Consider the following 23,608-nt stretch of genomic DNA (forward strand, 5'->3'; position numbering starts at 1 on the left):
CGCTGCGGCCGCTGGCCCAGCGGGCCCGCGGAAGTTCAGGGGCGTCGCCTCCCGCGTGGCCATCCTGGGCTCCGAGCCCTCGCGGGCGTCGCCGGACGTCTGGGTCACCGGGACCGCCCCCACACCCGGAACGCGCGCTCGCGCGACCGGGGCGCGCCCTTGCGCGGCCGGAGCCGCGGCGGGCGCCCTGGGGATCGGGGCGGCGCCCGCCCTGGGGGCCGACGCGCCGGGTTGCGCCGCCGGGGGCCGCGCGCGCTCGGCCGGGAGGGGCGGCGCCGGTTGACCCGCGGCCGCCGCCGCCGCGCGCTGCGCGATGACCTCGTCGAGCTGGCTCGAGCTGAACGGCGAGACCCGCATCAGCGTGCGCACCTCGTCGTCGTCCTCGTCGTTCGTCGCGTCCTCGTCGTCGAGCGGGAGCAGCGTGCGCACCGCGGGATCGGGGTGCCATTCCTCGAGCGCGCGCCGGAACGCGGCGGCGTTGGTCGTGCGCGCGGAGCGATCGCGCTGGAACGCATCGTCGAGGACCCGCTGGAGATCGTCGTCGCCCACGTCGAAGACGGCGAGCGGCGCCGGCGAGGAGCCTGAGATCCGTTGCCGCGTCTCGGCGTCGCTCCCGCCGCCGAAGGCGCTCGCCCCGGTCAGCACCTCGTAGAGCGTCGCCGCGATGGCCCACACGTCGTCGCCGGCCGAGAGCGTCCCGCCCCCCACCCGCTCGGGCGACTGGTACGCGATGCGGCTCGGCGTCTGGCGCAGGTCGGCCAGGATCGCCTTCGAGGTGCGATCGACCGCGGTCGTGAGCACGCACTCCGGCGAGATGGCGCCGTGCGCGACGCCGAGGGCGTGAAGCGCCTCGATCCGCTTCGCAAGACGAATGGCCCAGCCGACGGCGTCGAGCTCGTTCAGCGGGCCATCGCGCAAGATCCGAGTTGCAAGCGTTTCCACTTACGAAGCCAGGGTAGTACCGGTCCGCCGAAGTTTGTACCTGGATCCGCGCGCCGTTCGTCCACGGGGCGACCGATTCCAGGGTGCGCGCCTCGCCGCGTACGCTCGGAGGCGGCGCCCCTGACGGACGGCGCTGGCGCGCGGATCCGCGGCGCGGGGAGCCGCGCTCGTCATGACCGCTCGCCCCCGGCCGCGTCGGTCGGGACGATGCGGACGCGCCGTACCCGCCGGCCGGCGACATCCATTGCCACGAGCGTGTACCCCTCGCACTCGACGCGCTCGCCCGCCTCGGGTGGGTGCTCGAGCCGGCCGAGCATGTAGCCGCCGACCGTCTCGACGGTCTTCACCTCGGGCAGCAGCACGATGTGCGCGTCGCGCTCCAGGTCCGTCAGCAGGACGCGGCCGTCTACGTCGACGATGCCCCCGCCGCGGCGGTGGATGGGCGGCACCTCCTCGTCGTTCTCGTCGCGGATCTCGCCGACGATCTCCTCGATGAGGTCCTCCATCGTCACGAGCCCCATGAACTCGCCCGAGGCCGACGTGATGATCGCCACCGGCACCTGGCGCGCCTGCATCTCGAGGCGGAGGCGCTCGACCGAGGTGTTCTCGCGCGCGAAGATCGGCTTGCGGAGCAGCTCGGCCACGCGCGCCGCGCGGCGGCGGTGGCTCAGGACGTCGAACAGGTCGCGCAGGTGCAGGTAGCCGAGCACGTTCTTGCCCTGCTCGTCGAGCACCGGGTACCGGGAGTACCCGGCGTCGGCCACGATCCGCACCGCCTCCTCGATCGTCATGTTCGCGCGCAGGGTCGCCGCGTCGGAGCGGAGCGACATCACGTGCCTCGCCGTGCGGCGGCGCAGGTCGAAGATGCGCACGAGCATGCTGCGCAGCGCCGGATCGAGCCCCGCGGGGCTCTTGGTCAAGAGCAGCCGGAGCTCCTCCGACGTGTGCGCGATCTCCTCCTCGCCCACGGGCCGGAGCCCGAAGAGGCGGACGAACCCGTTCGCCATCGAGTTGAGCACCCAGATGACCGGCCACATCAGGACGAAGAACCCGTGCAGCGGCCGCGCCGCCCATAACGTAACTTTCTCGGTCCGCTGGATCGCGAGCGACTTCGGCGCGAGCTCCCCGATCACGGTGTGGAGCGCCGTGATCAGGATGAACGAGATGCCGATGGCGATGGCGTGCGCGCCGACCCCCGACCAGGCGTCGAGCGGCGCGAGCAACGGCTCGATGAGGTGGGCGATGGCCGGCTCGCCGATCCAGCCGAGCCCGAGGGACGCGAGCGTGATGCCCAGCTGGTTGGCGGACAGGTACGCGTCGAGCCGCTGCGACATCTGCAGCGCGAGCCGGGCCCGCGCGTCCCCCTCGCGCACGAGCTGCTCCAGCCGCGTCGGCCGCATCTTGACGATGGCGAACTCGGACGCGACGAAGAACGCGTTGAGGAGCACCAGGAGCAAGGTGCCCAGGAGGTAGACGAACGTCATGCCGGTCGACGTCCTCCCCCCGGCGCGCCCGCCGCCCCGCGCCTCCTCGGCGACGAGCCGCGGCTAGATCCTCGCACGTTCGAGGATCTTGCTTCGCAGGTCCGGGTCGTCGTTGCTGAGTCCATCGACGAGAGCATCGGCCGGGGATTGCCCCTTGGCGATGAGCGCGCTGAGCCGATCGAGGTGGACGCGCTCGTCCTTGCCGTTCTTGTTCAGGCGCGCGCGCCGCTCGAGGCCGCCCGAGGCGATCGAGACGAGCCGCTCGGCCAGCGCCGCGAGCGGCTTGCCGCGGAACGTGGCGCGGAGCGCGCGCTCGGCGATCTTCGGGCGCACGGCCTCGAGCTCGTCGAACCTGAAGCTCTCGGACAGGGCGTCGGCCTCGTCGAGCGCGCGCGCGTCGTAGAGGATGCCCGCCCAGAGCGCCGGGAGCGCGCAGACGAGGTTGGCCGGCAGCGAGTCCGCGCCGCGGACCTCGAGGGTCCGCTTCAGCCTGACCTCCGGGAAGAGGGTGTTGAGGTGCATCTCCCAGTCGCCGCGGGTGGCCCGGTGCCCCTCGAAGCCGTGCTCCAGGAAGGTGCGGAAGGTCTGCCCCGTGTTCTCGAGCACCTCGCCGTCGCGCTTGATGAGGAACATCGGCGCATCGACCGCCCATGCGACGTAGTCCGAGAAGCGGCGCCCGCGCTCGAGCACGTTGCGGATCAGCCCCTGCCGCGCGGCGTCGACGTCGAGCCAGACCTTGGCGCGGTAGCTCCGCCCGCCGAACAGCGCCCCCTCGTAGAACGGGGAGTTCGCGAACATCGCCGTCACGAGCGGGGAGAGCCGGAGCGACACGCGGAGCGCGCGCATCGCCGCCTCCTCGCTGGCGTAGTCGAAGTTCGCCTGCACGGTGGCGGTGCGGCGCATCATGTCGAGGCCGTGCGCGCCGCGCGTCGGCAGGTAGCGCCGCATGATCGCGTAGCGCGCCTTGGGCACCCAGGAGAGATCGGCTTGCCTCGCGAAGGGGTGGAACCCGATGCCGAGCCAGGCCAGCTTGAGCTCGGCCGAGATGTCGCGCAGCTCCGCGAGGTGCCCGCTCATCTCCATGCAGATCTGGTGGATGTTCTCGAGGGGCGCTCCGGACAGCTCGAGCTGCCCGCCTGGCTCGAGGGTCACCGAGGCGCCAGCCCGGGCGAGCGCGATCAGCGGACCGCCGGGGGTCTCGTGCTCGGGTGTCCACCCGTGCCGCTCGACGAGCGCCTGGAGGATGTTGAGGACGCTCCGCTCGCCCTCGTACGGGATGGCAGCGCCCGTCCTGGCGTCGACCCCGAACTTCTCCGCCTCGGCGCCGATCCGGTGAAGGGCCTCGGGCTTCGTGGCTTCGTGAAAGGGAAACAGCAGATCGTCGAACGTCTCCAGCGGTTGAGACTTCGACTCACTCCCGTGGCTTGCATCGGCCATCATCACGTTTCCGGTTGGGTTTCGTTCTCGCTTAGAGCGCGCGCCTGAGAAGGGGCGCGCGCTGCGTCGTACGGAGCATCTTCGCGAGCGCGCCCAGGTGCGCCAGCGTTGTCCCCGTCCCTCCCCCGAGCATTCGCGCGCCCGCCTCGATGAGCCGCGCCGCCGACGCCGCCCAAGCATCGCAGATCTCGGCGGGCGCGATGCGGTCGGCACCGTCCGCCTGCATAGATTCCGCGCCGAGCAGCACGCCGACCTGAACCTCATGCGCGACGCCCTCGAGGCGCCGGAGCACGTTGAGCCCGAGCTCGACCGACGGCACCTCGAAGAGCAGCGCGTCCGCGCCGCTGTCGAGGGCCGAGCGGGCGACCTCCTCGAAGCCCTCGCCATCGGCGGTGCGCCCTGCGCCGTCGAGCTCCACGAGCGCCCACGTCGCCAGCTGCGTCGTGCTGGCGCTGACCACCGCCGCGCGGCGCGCGAGCCGCGCGACCGTGGGGCCGACGCACGCTGCCTGGGTTGGATCGAAGCCGCACGCGACGAGGATCTCGCAGCCGGCCGCCGCCAGCCTGGCCGCATGGACGGCGTAATCCTCCGCGATCCGGTCGGCCATGGGCGCGGCAGCAGTGTGGCCCAGGATACCCGCCACCGCCACGCGGCGCGCGGCCGCGCCCGCCGCCTCTGTAGCGAGCTCGACCGCGGTTCCGGTCAGCGCGGCGGCGCGGAACGCCATGCCGATGGGCGCCAGGGCGCGCGTCGTCGTCGCGGACGTGAGCGCCCGGACCACGTCGATCCCCAGCGCGATCTCCTGCTCGTGCAGCTCAGCGATCGCCCGCGGCGACTCGCGGAGCAGCCGGCCGAGGGCGGTGTTGGAGGACACAGCGGTGCCTCGTCCACGGAGCGAAGCGAGCGGATCGCCGCTGATGATGAGCGGACGACCCACGGGAGGCCGAGAGGTGGAGGCCTCGAGCGCATTCACGTCCTTCGCTGCTTTCCAGGGCTCCTCTACCACCGGTCTATAAGGGGAAACTAGCCCAAGACGGCCCTTCCGCGTCGCGAAATGGTGCAGGCCAGCGGGCTGGAGCACAGCGTTCCACGCAGCGGAGTCGGGGACAACCTGACGGACGCGCACCGGCGCTCGGCGCGGCGCCGGGGAGGAACGGGGGATCGGCCTTCATGAGGGGCTCCGCTTTGCCATGGGCCGTCATGTGGCCGGGAGGCGCCGGCCCCCTACCCCTCGCCCCCGGCGCGCGACGAACTTCCGGTCGAAGAGCCGCACCCGGCGGACGAACAGATCGAGCAGGAACACCACCATCGCAGCGTAGATGAACTGCTGCCAGAGCTCCTCGTGGAACGTCACCTTCTCCCCTGCCGGGTCGAAGATGGCCGCCACGCCGTTCGGATCGACCGCCCCGCCGGTCGACGTCGCGGCCTTCTCGAGGATCGCGAGCTCGGGCTCGAAGCTCGCGTACTCGCGGGGGTACGGGTTCGAGACGTGGCCGTAGCTGACGGCGACGGGCCGGAGCGAGCCGTCCTCGGCCTCGCGCAGGTGCTCCGCCCGCAAGAGGAACGAGCCGTACCGATCCAGCGCAAGCGCCGTCTCGTAGCGCCCCGGCGCGGTCTGACGCATGTCGACGACCCGCGTCGCGCCGCCCGGCTCGGGCCCGATGATGCTGAGCCGGGAGGTCAGGTTGTTCTCGAACCGGTCGTCGGCTCCGAACGCGTCGACGGACGCGCGCAGCTCGCCGTCGACGATCTCGGCCTTCATGTCGAGCTCGCGCCGGTGCTTCTGGCGCATGTGCTCGTGGACGAGCTGCCCCCAGAATTTCTCGAAGCCTGGCCACCTCAGCCACTCGACGGCCCAGCGCGCCTTGACGTCGGTCGTCCAGGCCAGCGTCCACCCGAGGCCGACGCGCCAGCGCGCGAGGATCGGCTCCTCGGTGTCGCTCGTGAGCAGCTCCTGGGCTGGCGGCGGCTTCAGCTTGGTCGAGACATAGCCGTGCAGGTTGGGCGCCGTGCGGACATCGACGCCGCGGAGGAACGCCGCGTCGCCGACCTGGGTCACCGGAAACCACTCCTCGACGGCGGCTGCGCGCGCCACCATCTCGGTCTCCTTGGTGAAGATCCGCGGCAGGTTGTTCGGATCCGGGACCGCGTGGAAGCGCCCTCCGCCCACGTCGGCGATCATCTTGAGCAGCTGCTCGTCGAGGTCGTTCCCGAGGCCCACCGTGGTCACGGTGATCGACTCGGCGATCATGGCGGACACGAGGTCCCGGATGCCGCCCGTCGACGCCTTGCCGTCCGTGAGGAGGATGACGTGCTTCTTGCGCGCCTGCGTGACGGTCATGTCCTGGTAGGCGGCGTCGAGCGCGGAGAAGATCTCGGTCCCGCCGCCCGGCTGGATGCGCGCGATCTCGCCCGCGATCCGCGAGCGGTTGCGCGCGGGCTGCATCTTCACGTAGCGCGTCGGCGCCGAGTCGAACGCGATCACCTCGATCAGATCGTCCGACGACAGCACCCCCGCGGTCGCCTTCGCCGCGGCCTTGGCCATCTCGAGGGGCAGCCCGGTCATCGATCCCGAGCGATCCATGACGAGCGCCATCGCCACGCTCGGCATGTCCTTCTTTCGCTCGTTGTCCATCCGCACCGGCAGGATCCGCTCGATGGTGGTGCGGTACCAGCCGCCGAGGCCGTACCCCGACTCGCCGCCGGCGAAGAGGAACCCCCCGCCGAGATCCCGCACGTAGCTCTCGATGATCTCCTGCCCCTGCAGGCTGAGCGCTTCCTTCGGGGTATCGGACACGATCAGGAAGTCGTAGCGCTCCATCTCCTTGAGGGAGCCGGGGAAGCCTGCCGGCGGCCTGACGTCGACGTCGAACTGCTGCGCCGTGAGCGCGCTCGAGAGCGGGCCGGCGTGCTGCGGCGTCCCCTCGACGTAGAGCACCGACGGGCGCCCAGGCACGTCGATGGTGGTCGCGTACCGGTTGTTCTCCTTGAACTTGTCGTCCGCGATCTGATCGAGCTCGAGCGCGTAGGTCACCTGCCCCGCGATGCGCACGACGCTCTTGAACACGACGTCGTTCGGCCCTGCCTTGAGCTCGAGGTCCCGGATGCCCTCGAGGCCGTTCAGCGCCTCCCCCTGGAAGAGCCGCGCGCGCGCCTTGGTGGCGCGGCTCGCGTAGATGTCGGCGTGGATCTCGAACGTCTCCCCGACCTTGACCCGGTCGGGCATCCTGAGCTCTCGCACCGCGACCTCGGGCGGCGCGGGCCGCCGGTACGGGATGGAGAACAGCCGCACCCCGACGTCGCGCGCCCGGTTGGCCTCGGCGAGCACGTCGCCGTCCGTCTGCACGCCGTCCGACATCAGCACGGCGCGCTTGAGGTAGCCGGGCGGATACAGCCCGTACGCGAGCTGCAGCGCGGCCTGGAGGTTCGAGCCCGCGCCGAGATCGCCGCGCTGCCCGTTCGCGTCGACGTGGCGGCCGATGGGCGGCGCGCGCCGCTCCGCCTCTCGACCGGCCGCCTCGCCGGCCGCGCGCTCGGCGAGCCGCGGCCGCCGCGCGAAGGTGATCACCTTGATGACGCCGTCCTCGGGCTTCTCGGCGAACGCCTTGTCGAGCGTCGCCCGCGCGTCGTCGAGCGCCTCGTCCGTGACCGACTCGGAGACGTCGATGAGGTAGATGGTGGCGACCTTCTCCGTGGTCGCGGACCTCGCGAGCCGCGACAGCCCGAGCGCGATCAGCGCGACGAACGCGACCCGCAGCAGCACCGAGAGCACGCGCTGCGGCAGGGGGAGGTCGGCGAGGGATCCAGCGAGCACCCCGACGAACCAGGGCGCGAGCAGGATCGCGCCGAGCATCTTCGGGTTGAGGAGCTCGTACTTCACCCCCTCGCGCACCCACGTCAGCGTCGGATCCGGATGCAGGAGGACATACCTCCGGTACGCCCAGAACAGGAGCCCGCCGAGGGCGGCGCATGTGATGGCCCACGCGGCGATGCGCAGCCTGCGACCACGGAACGCGCTCACACCGTCACCCTCCTGTGGTACGTGAACCACTCGATCGCGGTCACGAGGAGCACCGCCGCGAGCAGGTAGACCCAGAGCTCACGGCGAACGCCGATCTTGAACTCGCTCACCGCGCCCGCGCCGCGGCCGTCGACCTTGAGCTCGGCGGCGGGGGCGATCGCGCTCTCCTCCGGGGCCGAGAGGTTCGCGGCGAACATGCTCTCCTCCTGCGCGCCCGCGGCGCCGACGCGCAGCGTGTAGAAGCCGGCGTGCTGCCCGAGGAACACGGCGCGCCCCTCCTGGATGGGGACCGCGCGCGTCGTCCCGTCGGGCTGCTCCAGGCTGGCCACCTCCGCGGACGAGGACGCCGGGATGTGCCAGACGGAGCCCGTGCGGAACGAGGAGATGTAGCTCGTGTCCTCCTCGACGAAGTTGTTGATCGCGTTGAGCAGGAAGAGCGGCCAGGCGATGCGGAGCGGGAAATCGCTCTCGCGCACGTCGAAGCCGAGCGCGACGAATTTCACGCCGCTGCGCCGCCCCTCGATCAGCAGCGGGCCCTTGTAGCTCCGGCCGACGACCCTGTCTTCCTTGTTGCCCTTGAGCACGTGGGCGCGCGCGACGTTCACGTCGCTGAGCGCCGTGTAGCGCAGGAGCGGGTGCTTCGCGTCGAGCTCGTCGAAGCCCAGGCGGTAGTTCGGGTCGTCATCGAGGACCTCCTTGCCCACCTCGAACGGGACGCTGGTCCCGGTCGGGTTGAGGTAGAGCAGGCTCCCGCTCCCCGGCGCGACGCTCGGCGCCACGCCGTCGAAGATGGTCACGTCGAACGACGAGGCCGCCGGGTACCGCTGCGGATCGACGAAGGTAACGTCGAGGTACTCGTCGAGGAGCAGCGCCGCCTCGAGGAACATGTTCCCCGCGGATACGACCTGCACGCGCGCGCGGCGCCGCTCGGGGAGGAGCGCGTAGGCGCGGTTGTCCGCGGGGAGGTCGTCCGAGCTGCCGTCGGCCAGCGCGAGCTTCGCCTCGAGCGTCTTCGACGCGCCGGAGAGGTTCGGATAGAAGCGGGGCAGCTTCTCCTTGGGCTTGAGCCGGATGCGCGTCAGATCCGTGAGCTGGCCGTCGCCGAGCAGCGACAGCTCGAGATCGAGGGGCTCGTCGCTCGTGTTGGTGACCTCGAGCATCACCTCGTAGCGGCTCTTGTCGAGCGGGTAGCGCCGCACCGAGAACTCGGTGATGGCGGCGTTCCTCGATCCCTTGCCGATCGGCAGGTACGAGAGCTTGATGTCGCCGAGGCGCACCTGTCCGCCGGCGTCGGTCGGCTCGCCGAGCGCGCCGTCGCTCACGACGATGACCTCCGGCGACGGGAGCCCGCTCAGGGTGTCGCTCGCGAAGCGGAGCGCGCGCGCGAAGTCGGCGGTGGCGTCGGTCGGCCTCACCGCCGCGACGGCCGCCTCGAGCTCCGAGATCTCTCCGGTGAGCGTCGACAGCGGCGTGATGGCCGCGTCCATCTGGGCCAGCAGCATGCGGTCGCTGCCGGAGAGGCCGCGGACCATCTTCCTGACCTCTTCCTTCGCGAGCTCGATGCGCGAGGGCGCGACGTCGATGGCCTGCATGCTCGCGCTCGCGTCGATGAGGACGACGATGTTGCGCCCCTCGACGAGGTTCGCCTGCGGGCGCGGATCCCCCAGCGCGAGCAGGAGCAGCGCGAGGAGCGCGAGCTGCAGCAGCAGCGACAGGAGCCGCTTCAGCTGCGAGAACAGGCTCGTCGCCTCCTTGTCCCGGAGGATGCGCTCCCAGATCCTCGAGAAGGGGACCGCGACGGGCCGCCGGCGCAGCTTGAGGATGTAGAAGACGACGACCACGGCCCCGGCGAGGGCGCCGATCTGGAGCAGTGTCTGCAGCGGAACGCCGGTGAAGTGCAGCATCGCTACCGGAGGAAGCCGCCTCTGCGGAACACGCGAAGGATCAGCTCATCGAAGGGGACGGACACGTCCGCGCGGAAGTAGCTCACCTGCCGCGACGTGCAGAAGCGGCGGATCTCGTCGAGGTACTGCTCGTAGGCCTCGGCGTAGCGCTCGAGCACCTTGGGGGTCACCGTGACCTCGCGCTCGTCGCCGGTCTCGCAGTCGTAGACGCGCACGTCCCCGCGCAGCGCAGGCCTGGCCTCGCGCGCGTCGACGACGTGGAGCACGAACGGCTCGAACCGGTTGTACCGGAGGACGTTGATGCCGCGCTCGAAGCCCGCCGGATCATAGAGATCGCTGAGGATCACGGCGAGGCCGCGCCGCTTGTGCTGCGCCACGAAGGTCTTCATCGCCTCGCCGAGGTCGGTCGGGCCCTCGGCGCGCGCCTGCCCGAGGAAGCGGAAGATCCTGAAGATGCGCGCCTTGCCGCGGGTCGACTGCATGCGCCCGCTGATCTCGTCGGTCGCGGTGACGATCGCGATGCGGTCGAGGTTGGCGAGCCCGACGTACGCCAGCGCTGCAGCGAGGCGCTTTGCGTGCCGCAGCTTCTCGCCGTCGCCGAACGCCATCGACGCCGAGGTGTCGACGATGAAGTAGATCGAGAGGTCTTCCTCCTCCTCGTAGAGCCGGATGAGGAGCCGGTCGAAGCGCTGGTACGCGGCCCAGTCGAGGTACCGGAAATCGTCGCCGGGCGCGTAGTCGCGGTGGTCGGCGAACTCGACCCCGGAGCCGGTCTTCTTGGTCCGCCGCTCCGCGCGCATCGCCCCCGAGAAGACGCGGCGGCTCACCATCGCGAGGTAGTCGAGCTTGCGCTGGAACTCGTCGTCGAAGAGCTCCTCGTCGGGGGCGCTCGCGGAGAGCGCGGAGATGCGGCGCAGCGGCGCGGCGGCCCTCTTGAACGCGTCGAAGAGCCCCATGCTACCTTCGACGGCGCCTCATTTGCTCTCCGGAAGGTGCTTGAGGATCGCCTGCAGCACCTCGTCGGTCTTCACGCCCTCCGCCTCGCCCTCGAAGTTGAGCAGCACGCGGTGCCGGAGGGCGGGGAGCGCGCACGCGCGCACGTCGTCGACCGAAGCCGCGAACCGCCCCTCGAAGAGGGCGCGGATCTTCGCGGCGAGCAGCAGCGCCTGCGCCCCGCGCGGCGACCCGCCGAACTTCACGAACCGCTTCACCTCGTCGAGGCTGCCTCCCTCGGCGGGGTGGGTGGCCTGGAGGAGCCGCACCGCGTAGTCCTGGACGTGCTTCGCCACGGGCACCTCGCGGACGAGCCGCTGCATGGCGATGATCCGCTCCTTGTTCAGGACCGGCCGCACCTCGATCGCTTCGGTGCCGGTCGTCCGCTCGAGGATCGAGTTCAGCTCGTCGCGGCTGGGGAACGGCACGTGCAGCTTGAAGAAGAACCGATCGAGCTGCGCCTCGGGCAGCGGGTACGTCCCCTCGCTCTCGAGGGGGTTCTGCGTCGCCAGGACGAAGAACGGCTCTTCCAGCGTGTAGCTCTGCCGCGAGACCGTGACCCGGTGCTCCTGCATGGCCTCGAGGAGCGCGCTCTGCGTCTTCGGCGTGGCCCGGTTGATCTCGTCGGCGAGGACGATGTTCGCGAAGATCGGCCCCTTGCGGAACGAGAACGACCGCTGCCCGCCCGCGTTCTCATCGATGACCGTGGTGCCGATGATGTCCGCGGGCATCATGTCGGGCGTGAACTGGATGCGCGAGAACTGGAGGTCGAGCGCCTCGGCCATGGTGCGGACGAGCATCGTCTTGCCGAGCCCCGGCACGCCCTCGAGCAGCGCGTGCGAGCCCGCAAGCATGCACGTGAGCACGCCGTCGACCACCTCGCGGTTGCCGACGATGACCTTCCCCACCTCCTCGCGCAGCTCTCCGATGCTCGCGCGGAACTCGTCCACCTCGGCCCGCGCTGCTTCTTTCGTCTTCTCAGCCATGACTTCCTGCTTCGCGCCCGCTGCCGCGGAGCGCCTGGTGAGGCGCGGTCGCGTTCGAGCCGCCGGCTCGACTCACTCGCGCGGCCTGATGAGCTGGAAATACCGGTTCACGTAGAACCGGTATCCATCAGGGATCTGATCCTTGTTGATCTGCTGCTCTGCGACCGTGTGATAGTCGGTGAAGACCTTCTTGTAGCCGGTCCCCTTGAAGCCCCGCTCGGCCGCGCTGAGGATCACCTCGCTGTTCGAGGGCCCTTGCTGCGTGTCGAGCCCCTGCGCCTGGACGTCCTGGGTCCCCATCTTCGGGTCGGTGCGCTTGCCCGCGACCTCGCCGCCGCGGCCGGAGCCGACGCCGTCACCCCCGGGCTGGTTGCCGCCGTTGCTGTTGCCCTGCCCGCTCCCCGGCCCCTCCTGCCCCTGCCCCTGCCCGCCGCCGGGCATCAGGATCTTCTTGCCGCCGGGCCCGATCACCAGCTCCTGCCCCTGGCCTTGCCCGCCCTTGCCCTGACCGCCCTGGCCTTGCTGGCCCTCCTGCCCTTCCTGCTCGCCGTCGCCCTGCCCCTGTTGGCCCTGCCCCTGCTGCTCCTCGCCGCCGCCCTGGCTGCCGCGCGCGCGCTTTCCGAAGCGGAGCATCCTGGCCATCCGCTGCTTGCCCCCCTGCCCTTGCTGGCGCACGAGCTCCCGGAGCTCCTCGAGCCGCTGGCGCAGCTCTTCCTTCTCCTGCTCGGACATCTCCTCCTGCTGCATCCGGTTGATGTCCTCGGCCGCCTGCTCGAGATCGTCCGCTGACATCCCGAGGTCGCGCATCAGATCCTCGGCGGCCTTGGCGAGCTCGCGATCGAGCCGGTCGAGCTGGCGCCCGGTCCGCTCCTTCTGCTCGGCCTCGCGGTCGAGCCGCTCCAGCTCCCGCTCCTTCTTCTTGAGCAGCCTCTCCTGCTCGGATCTCTGCTGATCGTTCGCGGACGCCTTCTGCTTCTGCTTGAGGAGCTGCTCGCGCGCCTCGGCGCGCTTCTCGTTGATCGCGGCGAGGGCCTCCTTGCGGCGCGACGCCGCCTCGGAGAGCGCCTTGCGCAGCCGCTCGATCTCGGCCTTGTCGAACTTCTGCTTCTTGTCGCGGAGCTTCTCGGCGAGCTCCTTCAGGTCCTTCTTCGCCTTCTCGAGATCCTTCTTCTCGAGGGACTCCCCCACGCCCTTCGCCAGGTCGCTCTTCTTGAGGTCGAGCCCCGTCTCCTTCAGCGCCTCTTCGAGCGCCTTCAGGTCGGCCTCCGCGCCCTTGAGGAGCTCTCGCTCGAGCGCCTCCATGCGGCGGAACGCCTCGGTGCGATCGAGGCGCTTGTTGGCGATGTCCTCGATGAGCTGGTTGAACCGCTCGACCGCGGACTTCATCTCCGGGCTCTGGTCCTGCCGATCGAGCGCCTTGGCCGCGTCCTTGAAGAGCTCGATGTCGTCGGGCGACATGGTGAGCGCGTCGATGGTCGCCGCGACGGGCGCCTGCTTCCGCGGGGTGCGCACCTCCAGCAGCGCCACCGCCAGCACGCCGAGGCCCACCGCGGCGGAGGTCCACAGCTCGCGAGGGAGCGCGAGCGGCGCGGCGCCGGCGGGGCGCAGCCCTGCGGCGTGCTCGCAGGCGTCGTCGATCGCCGCCTCCATCAGGGGGGTGCGCTGCGCTGCGGGCAGCGCGTCGAAGGCGAGCGCGATCGTCAGCCGGTCGTGGAGGCCGTGGTGCCGATCGAGGGCGATGGTGCCGGCGCGGGGAGGCAAGCGGCGCAGCATCGCCACGACGAGGGTGGCTAGCACGAGCAGCCCCGCGCCGAGGAGGAGCTGGCGCGCGCGCGGCTCGCCGAGGTACGCCGGGAGCGCCTTGTGCACCGCGAGCGTCCCGGCGGCGAGCGCGAGCGCGAGCGTCAGCGCGCTCGGCAGCGCGCGCAGCGCGCGCCCGAACCGCAGCCTCAGCTCGACCGCAAGCGCGGCGCTGCGAATGCGGTCCAGTTGCTTCGTGCGAGAGTCGCTCACGGTGCTCAGCGCTCCGGGCGCCCCCCGCGGGGGCCCTCGAAGGGGAAACGTCGCAGCATTGTACCTGCTGACGGGTCAGGCGCCCGAAAGTTCCTGGGAGGCTCCGCGCGACGTACGTGGGAGGCTGCGCGCGACGTTACGAGGGAATGACGCGCGGCGAGCCCTGATGATTCCCGTGCGGGGCAGCCTCTGCGCTCAGCGCGCTGCAGGCATGGATGCGAGCTGCCGGTGGTGGGTGGGGGTCTTCCCTCCGAACGCTGATCGGACGGCTCCTCTGCGCCCGGCTTGGCGGCGGCACGCGTACGTTGCGTGCGAACAAGGTGACGGGCCGCTGCGCACGGCGCCCGCCTCGGAGGGGATCACTTCATCGACTTCTTCTTGGACGCCGCCTTCGTGGCGGCCGGCTTCTTCGCCGCGACCGGCTTCTTCGCCGCCTTGGTGGCCGGCTTCTTCGCCGCGACCGGCTCCTTCGCCGCCTTGGCGGCCGGCTTCTTCGTCGCGACCGGCTTCTTCGCTGCCTTGGCGACCGGCTTCTTCACCGCCTTGGCGGCCGGCTTCTTCGCCGCGACCGGCTTCTTCACCGCCTTGGCGGCCGGCTTCTTCGCAGCCTTGGTGACCGGCTTCTTCGTCGCGGCCGACCGCTTCGCAGCCGCACTGCTCGCCGTGGCGCCGTTTGCCGCCGACTTCTTCGCCCCCGTCGCCCGCTCTCTGGAAGACGGCTGCGCCGCGACTTCACGCTCTTCGCCAACCGCGCTCGTCTGACCCCTGGCGCCGTTCGCATCAGGAACCTGCTTCGCATAACGCGCGAGCGTCTCGCGCACCCGCGCGTCCAGATCCGTGAAATCGAACGGCTTGTTCAACCAGGCGTCCGCGGCGAAGAGCGGCGAGGTCATCTCGTTCAGGTTCTCGCCGATCCCGGTGAGCATGATGACGCCGGTGTTCGCGAACGGCCGTCCGTCGGACGTGTCGCTCTTGAGCCGCTTGCAGATCTCCCAGCCGCTCATGCCGGGCATCATCACGTCCAGGATCACCAGATCCGGCTGGTGTTCACGCGCGAGCTCCCAGGCGGCATCGCCCTCGGAAGCCTCGATCACAGAGAACCCTAGGTTCCTCAGGTGACGCGCGACGAGGCTCAACATCGCCGGTTCGTCTTCGGCCACCAGCACACGGGGCGGCATCGTGCTCGCGGAAGGCATCGTGGATGCGGATGAGAGTACGTGCGCGCGAACCGGTCAAGAGAGAACGAGAGCGCGCGGCCGCGGCGAGCGCTCTTCGCCGTTCGCCGTCCTCCCGAGCGACCCCGAGCACCCGGGAGGACGCGCTCACGCGGCGCGCGCGAGGGCGATCTTTTCCGTCTGCCCCGCCGCATAGAAGCGTCGCAGCGCCGCCAGCAGCTCGGCGTGACGCCCGTGGCGGGCAAACTCGGCCTCGAGTCGGCCCGCGAACCGCGCCGCCAGATCGTTCGCGATCCGGTAGCGATCGCCGGTCTCCGTGCCCGGTGGATCCATGAAGGTGACCCGCTCGAAGAGATGGGCGCGGATCCGCGCGGCGCGCTCGGGCTCGAAGCGCCCCGCCCCCGGTGGGGCCGCCTCGTGGCGGCGCCGGAGCGGCGAGCCTGGCGGCTCGACCTCGTCAGCCAGATCGCCATAAACGAGCAGCACGTATTTGTCGACCTCGGCCTGGAGCTCGAGCTCGAGCTGGGTCGCCGGCAGCTCCCTGCGGGCCCGCTCGGCCACATAGAGGAAGTGGCTCACGCCCTCGACGATCTGGCAGATCTCGTCGAACGTCCGCTCTCGCCCCCGCGTGATCGCCCGGCGGGGCAGGTGCAGCGCGATCTCGATATCCCCGTCGGCGTGCCGGATCAGCAGCGCTTCGCGTGCGCTGCCGTCCGTCAGCCGGATGAAATCGTCGACCGCGGGCGCGTCATCGAGCGCATAGGTGCGCGCCAGGTGCTCCTGGATCCGGGACGGGAAGGTCGCCCCCCGCATCAGTTGAGCCCGCCCGTACCACGGCTCGGCACGAGCCCTCGTGCTCCGAGCTCATCCGCGAGGCGGCTCGATCCCGTACGAACCCAGCGCTCGTACAGCCGGAGCACCGAGCGCTCGTCCCGAGCCCCGGACGCGAGCGTACCGTCGGCCACATCGTTCAGGACGCTCACGAACCGCTCGAATTTCTCGGCCATCTCCGAAAGAACATCGGGCCCCTGGCCGACGCGCGCATTGAGGCGCAGCATAGCGGCCGCATGGTGGTAGGCGGTCGACCCGACCCCGACCACGTAGCCGCGATCGACCCCCTTCAGCTCGATGTGGCCGCCGAAGAAACCGACCACGTAGAGGACGCTGTCTCCCAGGTTACGCAGCCGCTGGAAGCGCTCGGCTCCGGAGGCTTCCAGCGCGTCGCGCAGAAGAAAGGTCAGGGGCTGGTTGAAGGCAGACTCGGCATGCTCGTCCGGGTGAGCAAAAGCACAGAGCAGACCGACGAGGTAACTCGACGCCGCCTCGGTTACGGCGACGTTCCGAACTCGGAGCGCCTCGTCCACAACCTCCTGGAAATAGCGGGTCATGCTCGGGGAGAGAGAGATCGCTTGGCTCACAGCGGCACCTCACTTATGCGGGTGCCCTGGATACCGACGTAACCCGGGCCACCGCGCGCTCAGGTCAACCAGACACGTCCTGACGGCCTCCCTGGGGCTGGAGACCCTGAGGGCATCGCGTCACTGTGCTGCCGCAGCTTTGCCCTCATAAGCGCATTTTAGCCGAGGGGCTCCGCCGGGCCCAGCCTTGCGCCACGCACCTTCCCCTGCAATCTCCAGAACTTACAGCCACCTCTGCGCCTGGCTGCCAACGCGCAAAGTGCCGGCCTGGGGCCACTCTTGACACCCTCCAGGGGGTGGCTATCTTCCGCGCGCTCGCTAGCACTCGCCACAGGTGAGTGCTAGCAAAGTGCCCAGACTGCAATCGTAGGGGGCCTTCCGGCGCGCTCATTCGCGCCGGCTGGGTCTCACCGTTCGTGGGACGCGGCGCTCGTCCCCGGAGGACTTGCAAAGATGAAGATTCGACCGCTCCAGGACCGCGTGATCGTTCAGCGCGTGAAGGAAGAAGAGAAGACCAAGGGAGGTCTCTACATTCCGGACACCGCGAAAGAGAAGCCCATCGAGGGGACCGTCGTCGCCGTCGGCAACGGCAAGGTCGCCGAGGACGGTACCGTGCGGAAGCTCGACGTCAAGGAGGGCGATCGCGTCCTCTTCGGCAAGTACTCGGGCACCGAGGTCAAGATCGACGGCGAGGAGCACCTCATCCTCCGCGAGGACGACATCCTCGGCGTGATCGAGAAGTGACGCGGGCGACAGAAGGAACTTAGGAGAGACACCATGGCAGCCAAGGAAATCATCTACAACGAGTCCGCCCGCAGCATGATCCTCGCGGGGGTCAACGCCCTCGCCGACGCGGTCAAGGTCACCCTCGGCCCGAAGGGGCGCAACGTCGTCATCGAGAAGAGCTTCGGCTCGCCGACGGTCACCAAGGACGGCGTCACGGTCGCCAAGGAGATCGAGCTCGAGAACCGCTTCGAGAACATGGGCGCCCAGATGGTCCGCGAGGTCGCCTCGAAGACGAGCGACATCGCCGGCGACGGGACGACCACCGCGACGGTGCTCGCCCAGGCGATCTACCGCGAGGGCTCCAAGCTCGTCGCGGCCGGGCACAACCCGATGGAGATCAAGCGCGGCATCGACAAGGCGGTCGAGGCGATCGTCGAGCACCTCCGCAGCTCCGCCAAGCAGACCAAGGACGCGAAGGAGATCGCGCAGGTCGGCACGATCAGCGCGAACGGCGACGAGACGATCGGCAAGCTCCTCGCCGACGCCATGGAGAAGGTCGGCAAGGAGGGCGTGATCACGGTCGAGGAGGCCAAGAGCGCCGACACGACCCTCGACGTGGTCGAGGGCATGCAGTTCGACCGCGGCTACCTCTCGCCGTACTTCGTGACCGATCCCGAGGCCATGAAGGCGAACCTCGAGGACTGCTACATCCTCATCTCGGAGAAGAAGATCTCCAACATGAAGGACCTGCTCCCGGTGCTCGAGGCGATCGCCAAGAGCCAGAAGCAGCTCCTCATCATCGCCGAGGACGTCGAGGGCGAGGCGCTCGCGACCCTCGTCGTGAACAAGCTCCGCGGCACGCTGCACTGCGCGGCCGTCAAGGCGCCGGGCTTCGGTGACCGCCGCAAGGAGATGCTGAAGGACATCGCCACCCTGACGGACGGCCAGGTGATCGCGGAGGAGCTCGGCCTCAAGCTCGAGAACGTCACGATCAGCGATCTCGGCCGCGCGAAGACGGTCCTCATCGACAAGGACAACACCACGATCGTCGGCGGCCAGGGCAAGAAGGACAAGATCAAGGCCCGGCAGCAGGAGATCCGCGCTCAGATCGAGAACACGACGAGCGACTACGACCGCGAGAAGCTCCAGGAGCGGCTCGCGAAGCTCGTGGGCGGCGTCGCGGTCGTCAAGGTCGGCGCTGCGACCGAGACCGAGATGAAGGAGAAGAAGGCCCGCGTCGAGGACGCGCTCCACGCGACCCGCGCGGCCGTCGAGGAGGGCATCGTCCCGGGCGGCGGCGTGGCGCTCATCCGCGCGCAGAGCTCGCTCGAGAAGCTCAAGGTCAACGACGAGCAGCGGTTCGGCGTGAACATCATCCGCCGCGCCATCGAGGAGCCCCTCCGCCAGATCTCGGCCAACGCCGGGGAAGAGGGCTCGATCGTCGTGCAGAAGGTGCGCGACGGCAAGGACTCGTACGGCTACAACGCCGCGTCGGGCGACTACGGCAACCTGCTCGAGATGGGCGTCATCGATCCGGTCAAGGTCGTCCGGTCGGCGCTCCAGAACGCGGCCAGCGTCGCCAGCCTGATGCTCACCACCGAGGCGCTCATCGCTGAGCGGCCGAAGGAGGAGAAGCCGGCGGCTGGTGGCGGCCACGCGGGCCACGGCCACGACTTCTGATCGCGACGCGCCGCGCTGACCGCTAAGCCCGGCGGGTGAGGGCCGGCTTCCTCCTCAGGAAGTCGGCCCTTCGCCATTTCGACTTCCGGCGGGCCGCGGCGCATGATCTGATCCGGCGCAGGTTCGCGATGAGCACCCTGACTACCGAGCGCCTGGCGCTCACCCCGGTCTCGCTGCCCCTGCTCGAGGCGGTCATCCGCGGAGATCGCGCCGAGGCCGAGGCCCTGTCCGGCGCGCGCTTCCCTGGCGCCTGGCCCGGGCGCGCGCTCGTCGAGCGCGCCTTCAGCTCGCCGCTCGACCGGCTGCGCGACGATCCAGAGGCGTTCCTGTGGGGCACGCGGCTGATGGTGACGCGCGGGCAGGAGGAGCGCGTCGTCGTCGGCAGCGTGGTGCTGAACGGCCGGCCCGACGCGACCGGCACGGTGGAGATCGGCTACGGCGTCGAGGGCAAGTCCCAGGGCCAAGGCTACGCGACGGAGGGGTCGCGCGCCGTCCTGCACTGGACGATGCAGCAGCCGGGCGTGAGGCGCGTCATCGCGACCACGCCGGCCTGGCACCGCGCGTCGCTCCGGGTGATCGAGAAGCTCGGGATGCGCCCTGCTGGGACGCTCGATCACGACCTCCTGGGCGAGCTCCTCGTCTTCGAGCGCTACCCCGAGTAGCGCCCCTCCGTCCACGGACGGGGGCCCGCGCGGCGGCGTGAGCCGCTCACCCTCCTGCGCGGCTCACGCCGCCGCGCGGGTCGCGCCGCCGGGCCCACTCGCACAGGGTCATGCCCGCCGCGATCGCCACGGGGTACGAGTGGTTGATCCCGTACATGGGGATCGCGATCACGTCCTCGCACGCGTCGAGCAGCGCCTGCGGCAGCCCGTCATCCTCGCTGCCGAAGAGGAACACGAGCCCGCGGGGGAACGGCGCCTCCCAGAGCGTGCGCCGGGCGTGATCGCGCTCCACGCCGATGAGCGGGCGGCCGCGCGCCGCTTCGAGGAAGCTCGCCTCGTCGGGGCACTCGACGATGGTCTCGTACTTCTGCATGCCCATCGAAGCGCGCTCGTAGTAGGGCTCGGTCCCGATCAGGAAGATCTCCCGCACGAGGAACGAGTGCGCGACGCGGATGATGGCGCCGATGTTGAACGGGTTCTTCGCGCGGCAGACGGCGATGGAGAAGTCGTTCCGCAAGGGGGCGAGCTCTTCGCGGATCTCCCGGGTGGTGAGCCCGAAGGGCGGGATCTTCACGGCGCGCTGGCTCCCCTACTCGGCGGCGAAGCGATCGAACAGCGGATAGATGGGCCCCTCGTGGACCCTGATCCGCTCGGTCGTGCCCGTGGCGTGCTTGACCAGGAGCACGAGCCCGGCGCGCGGCACGGCGTCGAGCGCGCCCCGGATCGCCGCGACGGACATGCGCCGCACGGGCTGCCCGGCGATCTCCAGCACCTCGTCGTCCTTGCGGAGCCCGGCGCGCTCTGCAGGCCCGCCCTCCATGGTCCGCGAGATGAATGCGGAGCCGGAATGCAGCTGGTACCAGAGGCCGAGGCCGAACTTGGCGTGCGCCGGCTGGAACGCGAGCGTGAGCGAGCCGCCCGCGTCGAGCTCGACCTCGATCTCGCCTGCGGCTCGGTGCGTATCGCTCGGACGGCCGATGTCGCGCACCCCGATCGGCTTGTCGATGAGCGGATTCGCTTCCCAGACCTCCACCCGGAGCCGGTCCTCGGGCAAGATCTGGAAGTTTCCGCTGGGTCCTTCGGGCCAGGTCGGCTCCAGCGTGTTCGCTTGCTCCGCCGTCCGAAAGATCTCCGCGCCGTTGACGAAGACGCGGACGTAGGGGTCCGGGAGGTCGCCGGCGCCGGAATCCCAGGCGCGGCCGTCCCGAGTGCGCTCCGGGATTCTCGCCCGGACGACCCGCAGCCATCGGACGTTCTCGGGCGGCGGAGGATGCAGCTCCTGGTCTGAAGGAGGCTCGTGCAGGCGGGTCGAAAGCTCGGGATAGAGCGCCGAGCAGCCGCCCGCGGCGAGCGGCGTGCCACCTGCAGCGAGCAGCAGGATGAACGCGGGCAAGCAGAGCGATAGCGCGCGATGCCGTTGGAGGACCAAGATGGCGCCATTTTTGGCCGGAGCCGGCGTCAGCCGCAACTAAACCGTGCTATTTCGGGCGCCCATGCAGGATCAGCCCGTCATTGCTACCAGCGACCTCAGCGCGCACGTCGGCAGCACTGTCGTGCTCCGCGGATGGCTCTACAACAAGCGATCGAGCGGCAAGCTCCACTTCCTCGAGCTGCGCGACGGCTTCGGCACCGTCCAGTGCGTGATGGCGAAGAGCGACGTCGGCGACGAGGTCTTCGCGGCCGCCGACAAGGTCACCCAGGAGAGCGTGATCGATGTCGTCGGCGAGGTGAAGGCGCACCCGAAGCGCGCCGGGGTCTACGAGATCGCCGCGTCCGGCTTCCACGTGCTCGGCCCAACCGCCGGCGAGTACCCGATCTCCCCGAAGGAGCACGGGACCGACTTCCTCATGGATCACCGCCACCTCTGGCTGCGATCGAAGCGGCAGCACGCGATCTTGCGCGTTCGTCACACCATCATCCAGGCCATCCGCGACTTCTTCGACGGGCGCGGGTTCACGCTCGTCGATGCGCCCGTCTTCACGCCGAACGCGTGCGAGGGGACGAGCACGCTGTTCCAGACCGACTACCACGGCGAGAAGGCGTACCTCACCCAGTCGGGGCAGCTTTACATGGAGGCGGCAGCGGCCGCGTTCGGGAAGGCGTACTGCTTCGGGCCGACGTTCCGCGCGGAAAAGTCGAAGACCCGCCGCCACCTGGCCGAGTTCTGGATGGTCGAACCCGAGGTGGCGTTCATGGACCTCGCGGGCGACATGGACCTCGCGGAAGACTTCCTCTGCTTCATCGTCGAGCGGGTCCTCGAGCGGCGCCGCCCCGAGCTCGCGGTGCTCGAGCGCGACGTCGGGAAGCTCGAGGCCGTCAAGAAGCCGTTCCCGCGCATCCGCTACGACGAGGCCGTCGCCATCCTGAACGAGGCGCGCGCGGAGAAACGCAAAATGGCCGGAGAGGCCGAAATTCCGGATTTTCCCTGGGGAGAGGACCTCGGCGGCGAGGACGAGACGATCATCTCCGGCCGGTACGATCGCCCCGTCATGATTCACCGCTATCCGGCTCAGGTGAAGGCCTTCTACATGAAGCGCGATCCGACGGACGACCGGCTCGCGCTCTGCGTCGATGTCCTGGCGCCGGAAGGTTATGGAGAGGTGATCGGGGGCGGGCAGCGCGAGGATGATCTCGCCACCCTCGAGCGGGCAATCGAGGCGCATCGGCTGCCCCCCGAGGCGTTCGGCTGGTACCTGGATCTGCGCCGGTATGGCACCTTCCCGCATGCGGGCTTCGGGCTCGGCGTCGAGCGGAGCGTCGCCTGGATCTGCGGTCTACCGCACGTGCGCGAGACGATCCCGTTCCCGCGCATGCTGAATCGGCTCTCGCCTTAGTGCTGCGCGTCAGAGATCCTGCCGGAAATTCGGGGCGCCGCTTGGCAGCGCCTCGTTCACGGCGCGATGCGCCACGGCGCCGACGCGGCGGGCCGACGCGTGCGAGCGTGAAAGCGTGGGAGCAGGCGAGGCTAGCCGCTCCTCGCGCGCACCCACGCATCGGAATCGCGACGCTGTGCGAGGAGCGTGAGTAAGAGGTAACGCGATCGGCAAGCCCACGCGACGCGCGACAACGGCGGGCAGTGTGGTCAGGCCGTGCCCGCGCCCCGCGTCGCCGCTGGGGATCCGTTTTTGCTCCGCTTGCAGGGCGACTCTGTCGTATCAAGAAAGCATAGGGCGCAACCCGCGACCCACGCTCACTCGGCCGACCGACGGAGCCACCCCTGCTTGCAGATGAGGGAGCGCTCTACCGGCGAGCCGGACCCTGCCCCCGCCTCCCCGACCCAACTCGCGAGGACAACGCTATGGCTCGTCTCGTCGGCTTTATCGGTAACCGTCCGGATCTCGGCGCGCGTGCGATCGAGCTCGAAGAACGTGCCCTCACGGTTCGCCGAAGGGAGGGCGTGATCCCTGGCTGGGGGGTCGGCTTCTACCAGGGAGGAGAGATTCTCCTCAAGCGCCGGCCGATCGACGATCGACCGGAGATCAGCCTGGCCGACATGACCAAGGACGTGCGCGCCGACATCCTCGTGGCGCATGTCCGGGCTGCGACCGTCGGCAGCCTGCGCACCGAGAACACGCACCCCTTCCGTTATCGGCAGTGGCTGTTCGCCCACACGGGCACGGTCGAAGGGTTCGCCCGCCTGCGGAACCAGCTGAGCGACTCGCTGCCGCAGTTTCTCCAGCGCGACGTTCGCGGCGAGACGGACAGCGAGCTCCTCTTCCACCTGTTCCTGTCCTTCCTCCACGACAGCGGCCAGCTCGATCGACCCAACGTGGACGCGGCGAGCGCGCGGACGGCCCTCCGGTCCTCCATCGCGCTCGTGGACCGCCTCTGCGCGGAGGAAGGGGCGGGGCCGAGCGCGATGAACATCGTGGTCACGAACCCCGAGTACCTGCTCGCCGCCCACGGCGGCACGTCGATGGCGTACCGCATCTACCAGGGCAGCGAGGACATGGAGCGGCTCCTCAGCGACGGCGGGTTGGGCCGAATGCGCATGCCCGACTATGCCGCGAGCCGGTTGACGCTCGTCGCGTCGGACTTCGATGACGACCAGGCCCCCGCGGGGTGGACCCACGTCGGCGAGCGTGCGATCGTGACGTTCACCCGCGCCGATGCTCCCGCGATCGAGCCGATCTGAACGCCCGGAGGGCCCGCAGGAGGCCAGGGCGC

18 protein-coding genes are annotated in these 23,608 nt (G+C 70.0%); 5 read left to right on the forward strand and 13 right to left on the reverse strand.

Annotated features, from left to right (window positions below; genetic code table 11):
- Positions 1 to 1,112: 1,112 nt before the first annotated feature.
- The 11 genes from WME97_RS31855 to WME97_RS31905 all read right to left on the reverse strand — a co-directional run bounded on the left by WME97_RS31855 (position 1,113) and on the right by WME97_RS31905 (position 16,373).
- Positions 1,113 to 2,426 (reverse strand): hemolysin family protein, encoded by a 1,314-nt coding sequence (locus tag WME97_RS31855; protein WP_437542919.1) that lies wholly within the window; start codon positions 2,424 to 2,426, stop codon positions 1,113 to 1,115.
- A gap of 63 nt (positions 2,427 to 2,489) precedes the next feature.
- Complete coding sequence (locus tag WME97_RS31860) at positions 2,490 to 3,866, reverse strand: glutamate--cysteine ligase (RefSeq protein WP_437542921.1); 1,377 nt, start codon at positions 3,864 to 3,866, stop codon at positions 2,490 to 2,492.
- A 28-nt stretch (positions 3,867 to 3,894) separates the two neighbouring features.
- Positions 3,895 to 4,737, reverse strand: a complete 843-nt coding sequence (locus WME97_RS31865) for a homocysteine S-methyltransferase family protein (protein ID WP_437542923.1) — start codon at positions 4,735 to 4,737, stop codon at positions 3,895 to 3,897.
- Between the two features lie 324 nt (positions 4,738 to 5,061).
- Entirely contained in the window at positions 5,062 to 7,884 is a 2,823-nt protein-coding gene (locus tag WME97_RS31870) for a VWA domain-containing protein (protein ID WP_437542925.1), read from the reverse strand.
- Entirely contained in the window at positions 7,881 to 9,788 is a 1,908-nt protein-coding gene (locus WME97_RS31875) for a vWA domain-containing protein (RefSeq protein WP_437542926.1), read from the reverse strand. The genes WME97_RS31870 and WME97_RS31875 overlap by 4 nt, the downstream gene beginning before the upstream one ends.
- 2 nt (positions 9,789 to 9,790) lie before the next feature.
- Positions 9,791 to 10,744: a DUF58 domain-containing protein gene (locus WME97_RS31880; RefSeq protein WP_437542928.1), complete on the reverse strand. Its 954-nt coding sequence runs from the start codon at positions 10,742 to 10,744 to the stop codon at positions 9,791 to 9,793.
- 18 nt (positions 10,745 to 10,762) lie between these two features.
- Complete coding sequence (locus WME97_RS31885) at positions 10,763 to 11,767, reverse strand: AAA family ATPase (RefSeq protein WP_437542931.1); 1,005 nt, start codon at positions 11,765 to 11,767, stop codon at positions 10,763 to 10,765.
- A 72-nt stretch (positions 11,768 to 11,839) separates the two neighbouring features.
- Positions 11,840 to 13,780, reverse strand: a complete 1,941-nt coding sequence (locus WME97_RS31890) for a hypothetical protein (RefSeq protein ID WP_437542933.1) — start codon at positions 13,778 to 13,780, stop codon at positions 11,840 to 11,842.
- Between the two features lie 359 nt (positions 13,781 to 14,139).
- The gene (locus WME97_RS31895; RefSeq protein ID WP_437542935.1) at positions 14,140 to 14,976 is read right to left on the reverse strand and encodes a response regulator transcription factor; all 837 of its coding nucleotides are present in this window, start codon (positions 14,974 to 14,976) and stop codon (positions 14,140 to 14,142) included.
- A gap of 126 nt (positions 14,977 to 15,102) precedes the next feature.
- The gene (locus WME97_RS31900; protein WP_437542937.1) at positions 15,103 to 15,768 is read right to left on the reverse strand and encodes a hypothetical protein; all 666 of its coding nucleotides are present in this window, start codon (positions 15,766 to 15,768) and stop codon (positions 15,103 to 15,105) included.
- A complete protein-coding gene (locus tag WME97_RS31905; protein ID WP_437542940.1) occupies positions 15,768 to 16,373 on the reverse strand; it encodes a hypothetical protein in 606 nt (201 codons plus the stop codon). The genes WME97_RS31900 and WME97_RS31905 overlap by 1 nt, the downstream gene beginning before the upstream one ends.
- A 453-nt stretch (positions 16,374 to 16,826) precedes the next feature.
- Here WME97_RS31905 and groES point away from each other — a divergent pair, with 453 nt between their 5' ends.
- The 3 genes from groES to WME97_RS31920 all read left to right on the forward strand — a co-directional run bounded on the left by groES (position 16,827) and on the right by WME97_RS31920 (position 19,441).
- Positions 16,827 to 17,117, forward strand: coding sequence for a co-chaperone GroES (gene groES / locus WME97_RS31910; RefSeq protein ID WP_012238539.1), 291 nt, complete (start codon positions 16,827 to 16,829; stop codon positions 17,115 to 17,117).
- A 33-nt stretch (positions 17,118 to 17,150) separates the two neighbouring features.
- Positions 17,151 to 18,779, forward strand: a complete 1,629-nt coding sequence (gene groL / locus WME97_RS31915; RefSeq protein ID WP_437542942.1) for a chaperonin GroEL — start codon at positions 17,151 to 17,153, stop codon at positions 18,777 to 18,779.
- A gap of 128 nt (positions 18,780 to 18,907) precedes the next feature.
- Positions 18,908 to 19,441, forward strand: coding sequence for a GNAT family N-acetyltransferase (locus WME97_RS31920; RefSeq protein ID WP_437542945.1), 534 nt, complete (start codon positions 18,908 to 18,910; stop codon positions 19,439 to 19,441).
- Positions 19,442 to 19,487: 46 nt separating this feature from the next.
- Here the strand turns inward: WME97_RS31920 and WME97_RS31925 are convergent, their stop codons facing one another.
- Positions 19,488 to 20,015, reverse strand: coding sequence for a TrmH family RNA methyltransferase (locus WME97_RS31925; protein WP_437542947.1), 528 nt, complete (start codon positions 20,013 to 20,015; stop codon positions 19,488 to 19,490).
- 15 nt (positions 20,016 to 20,030) lie between these two features.
- Entirely contained in the window at positions 20,031 to 20,870 is an 840-nt protein-coding gene (locus tag WME97_RS31930; RefSeq protein WP_437542949.1) for a PDZ domain-containing protein, read from the reverse strand.
- 64 nt (positions 20,871 to 20,934) lie between these two features.
- Between WME97_RS31930 and asnS the strand changes: the two genes are divergently transcribed.
- Together asnS and WME97_RS31940 are read left to right on the forward strand one after the other, a co-directional pair.
- Entirely contained in the window at positions 20,935 to 22,275 is a 1,341-nt protein-coding gene (gene asnS, locus WME97_RS31935; protein ID WP_437542952.1) for an asparagine--tRNA ligase, read from the forward strand.
- A gap of 563 nt (positions 22,276 to 22,838) precedes the next feature.
- A complete protein-coding gene (locus WME97_RS31940; protein WP_437542954.1) occupies positions 22,839 to 23,576 on the forward strand; it encodes a class II glutamine amidotransferase in 738 nt (245 codons plus the stop codon).
- Positions 23,577 to 23,608: the final 32 nt, after the last annotated feature.

Origin of the sequence: Sorangium sp. So ce367 (genome assembly GCF_051520455.1) — a bacterium.
Lineage (GTDB): Bacteria > Myxococcota_A > Polyangia > Polyangiales > Polyangiaceae > Sorangium > Sorangium cellulosum_B.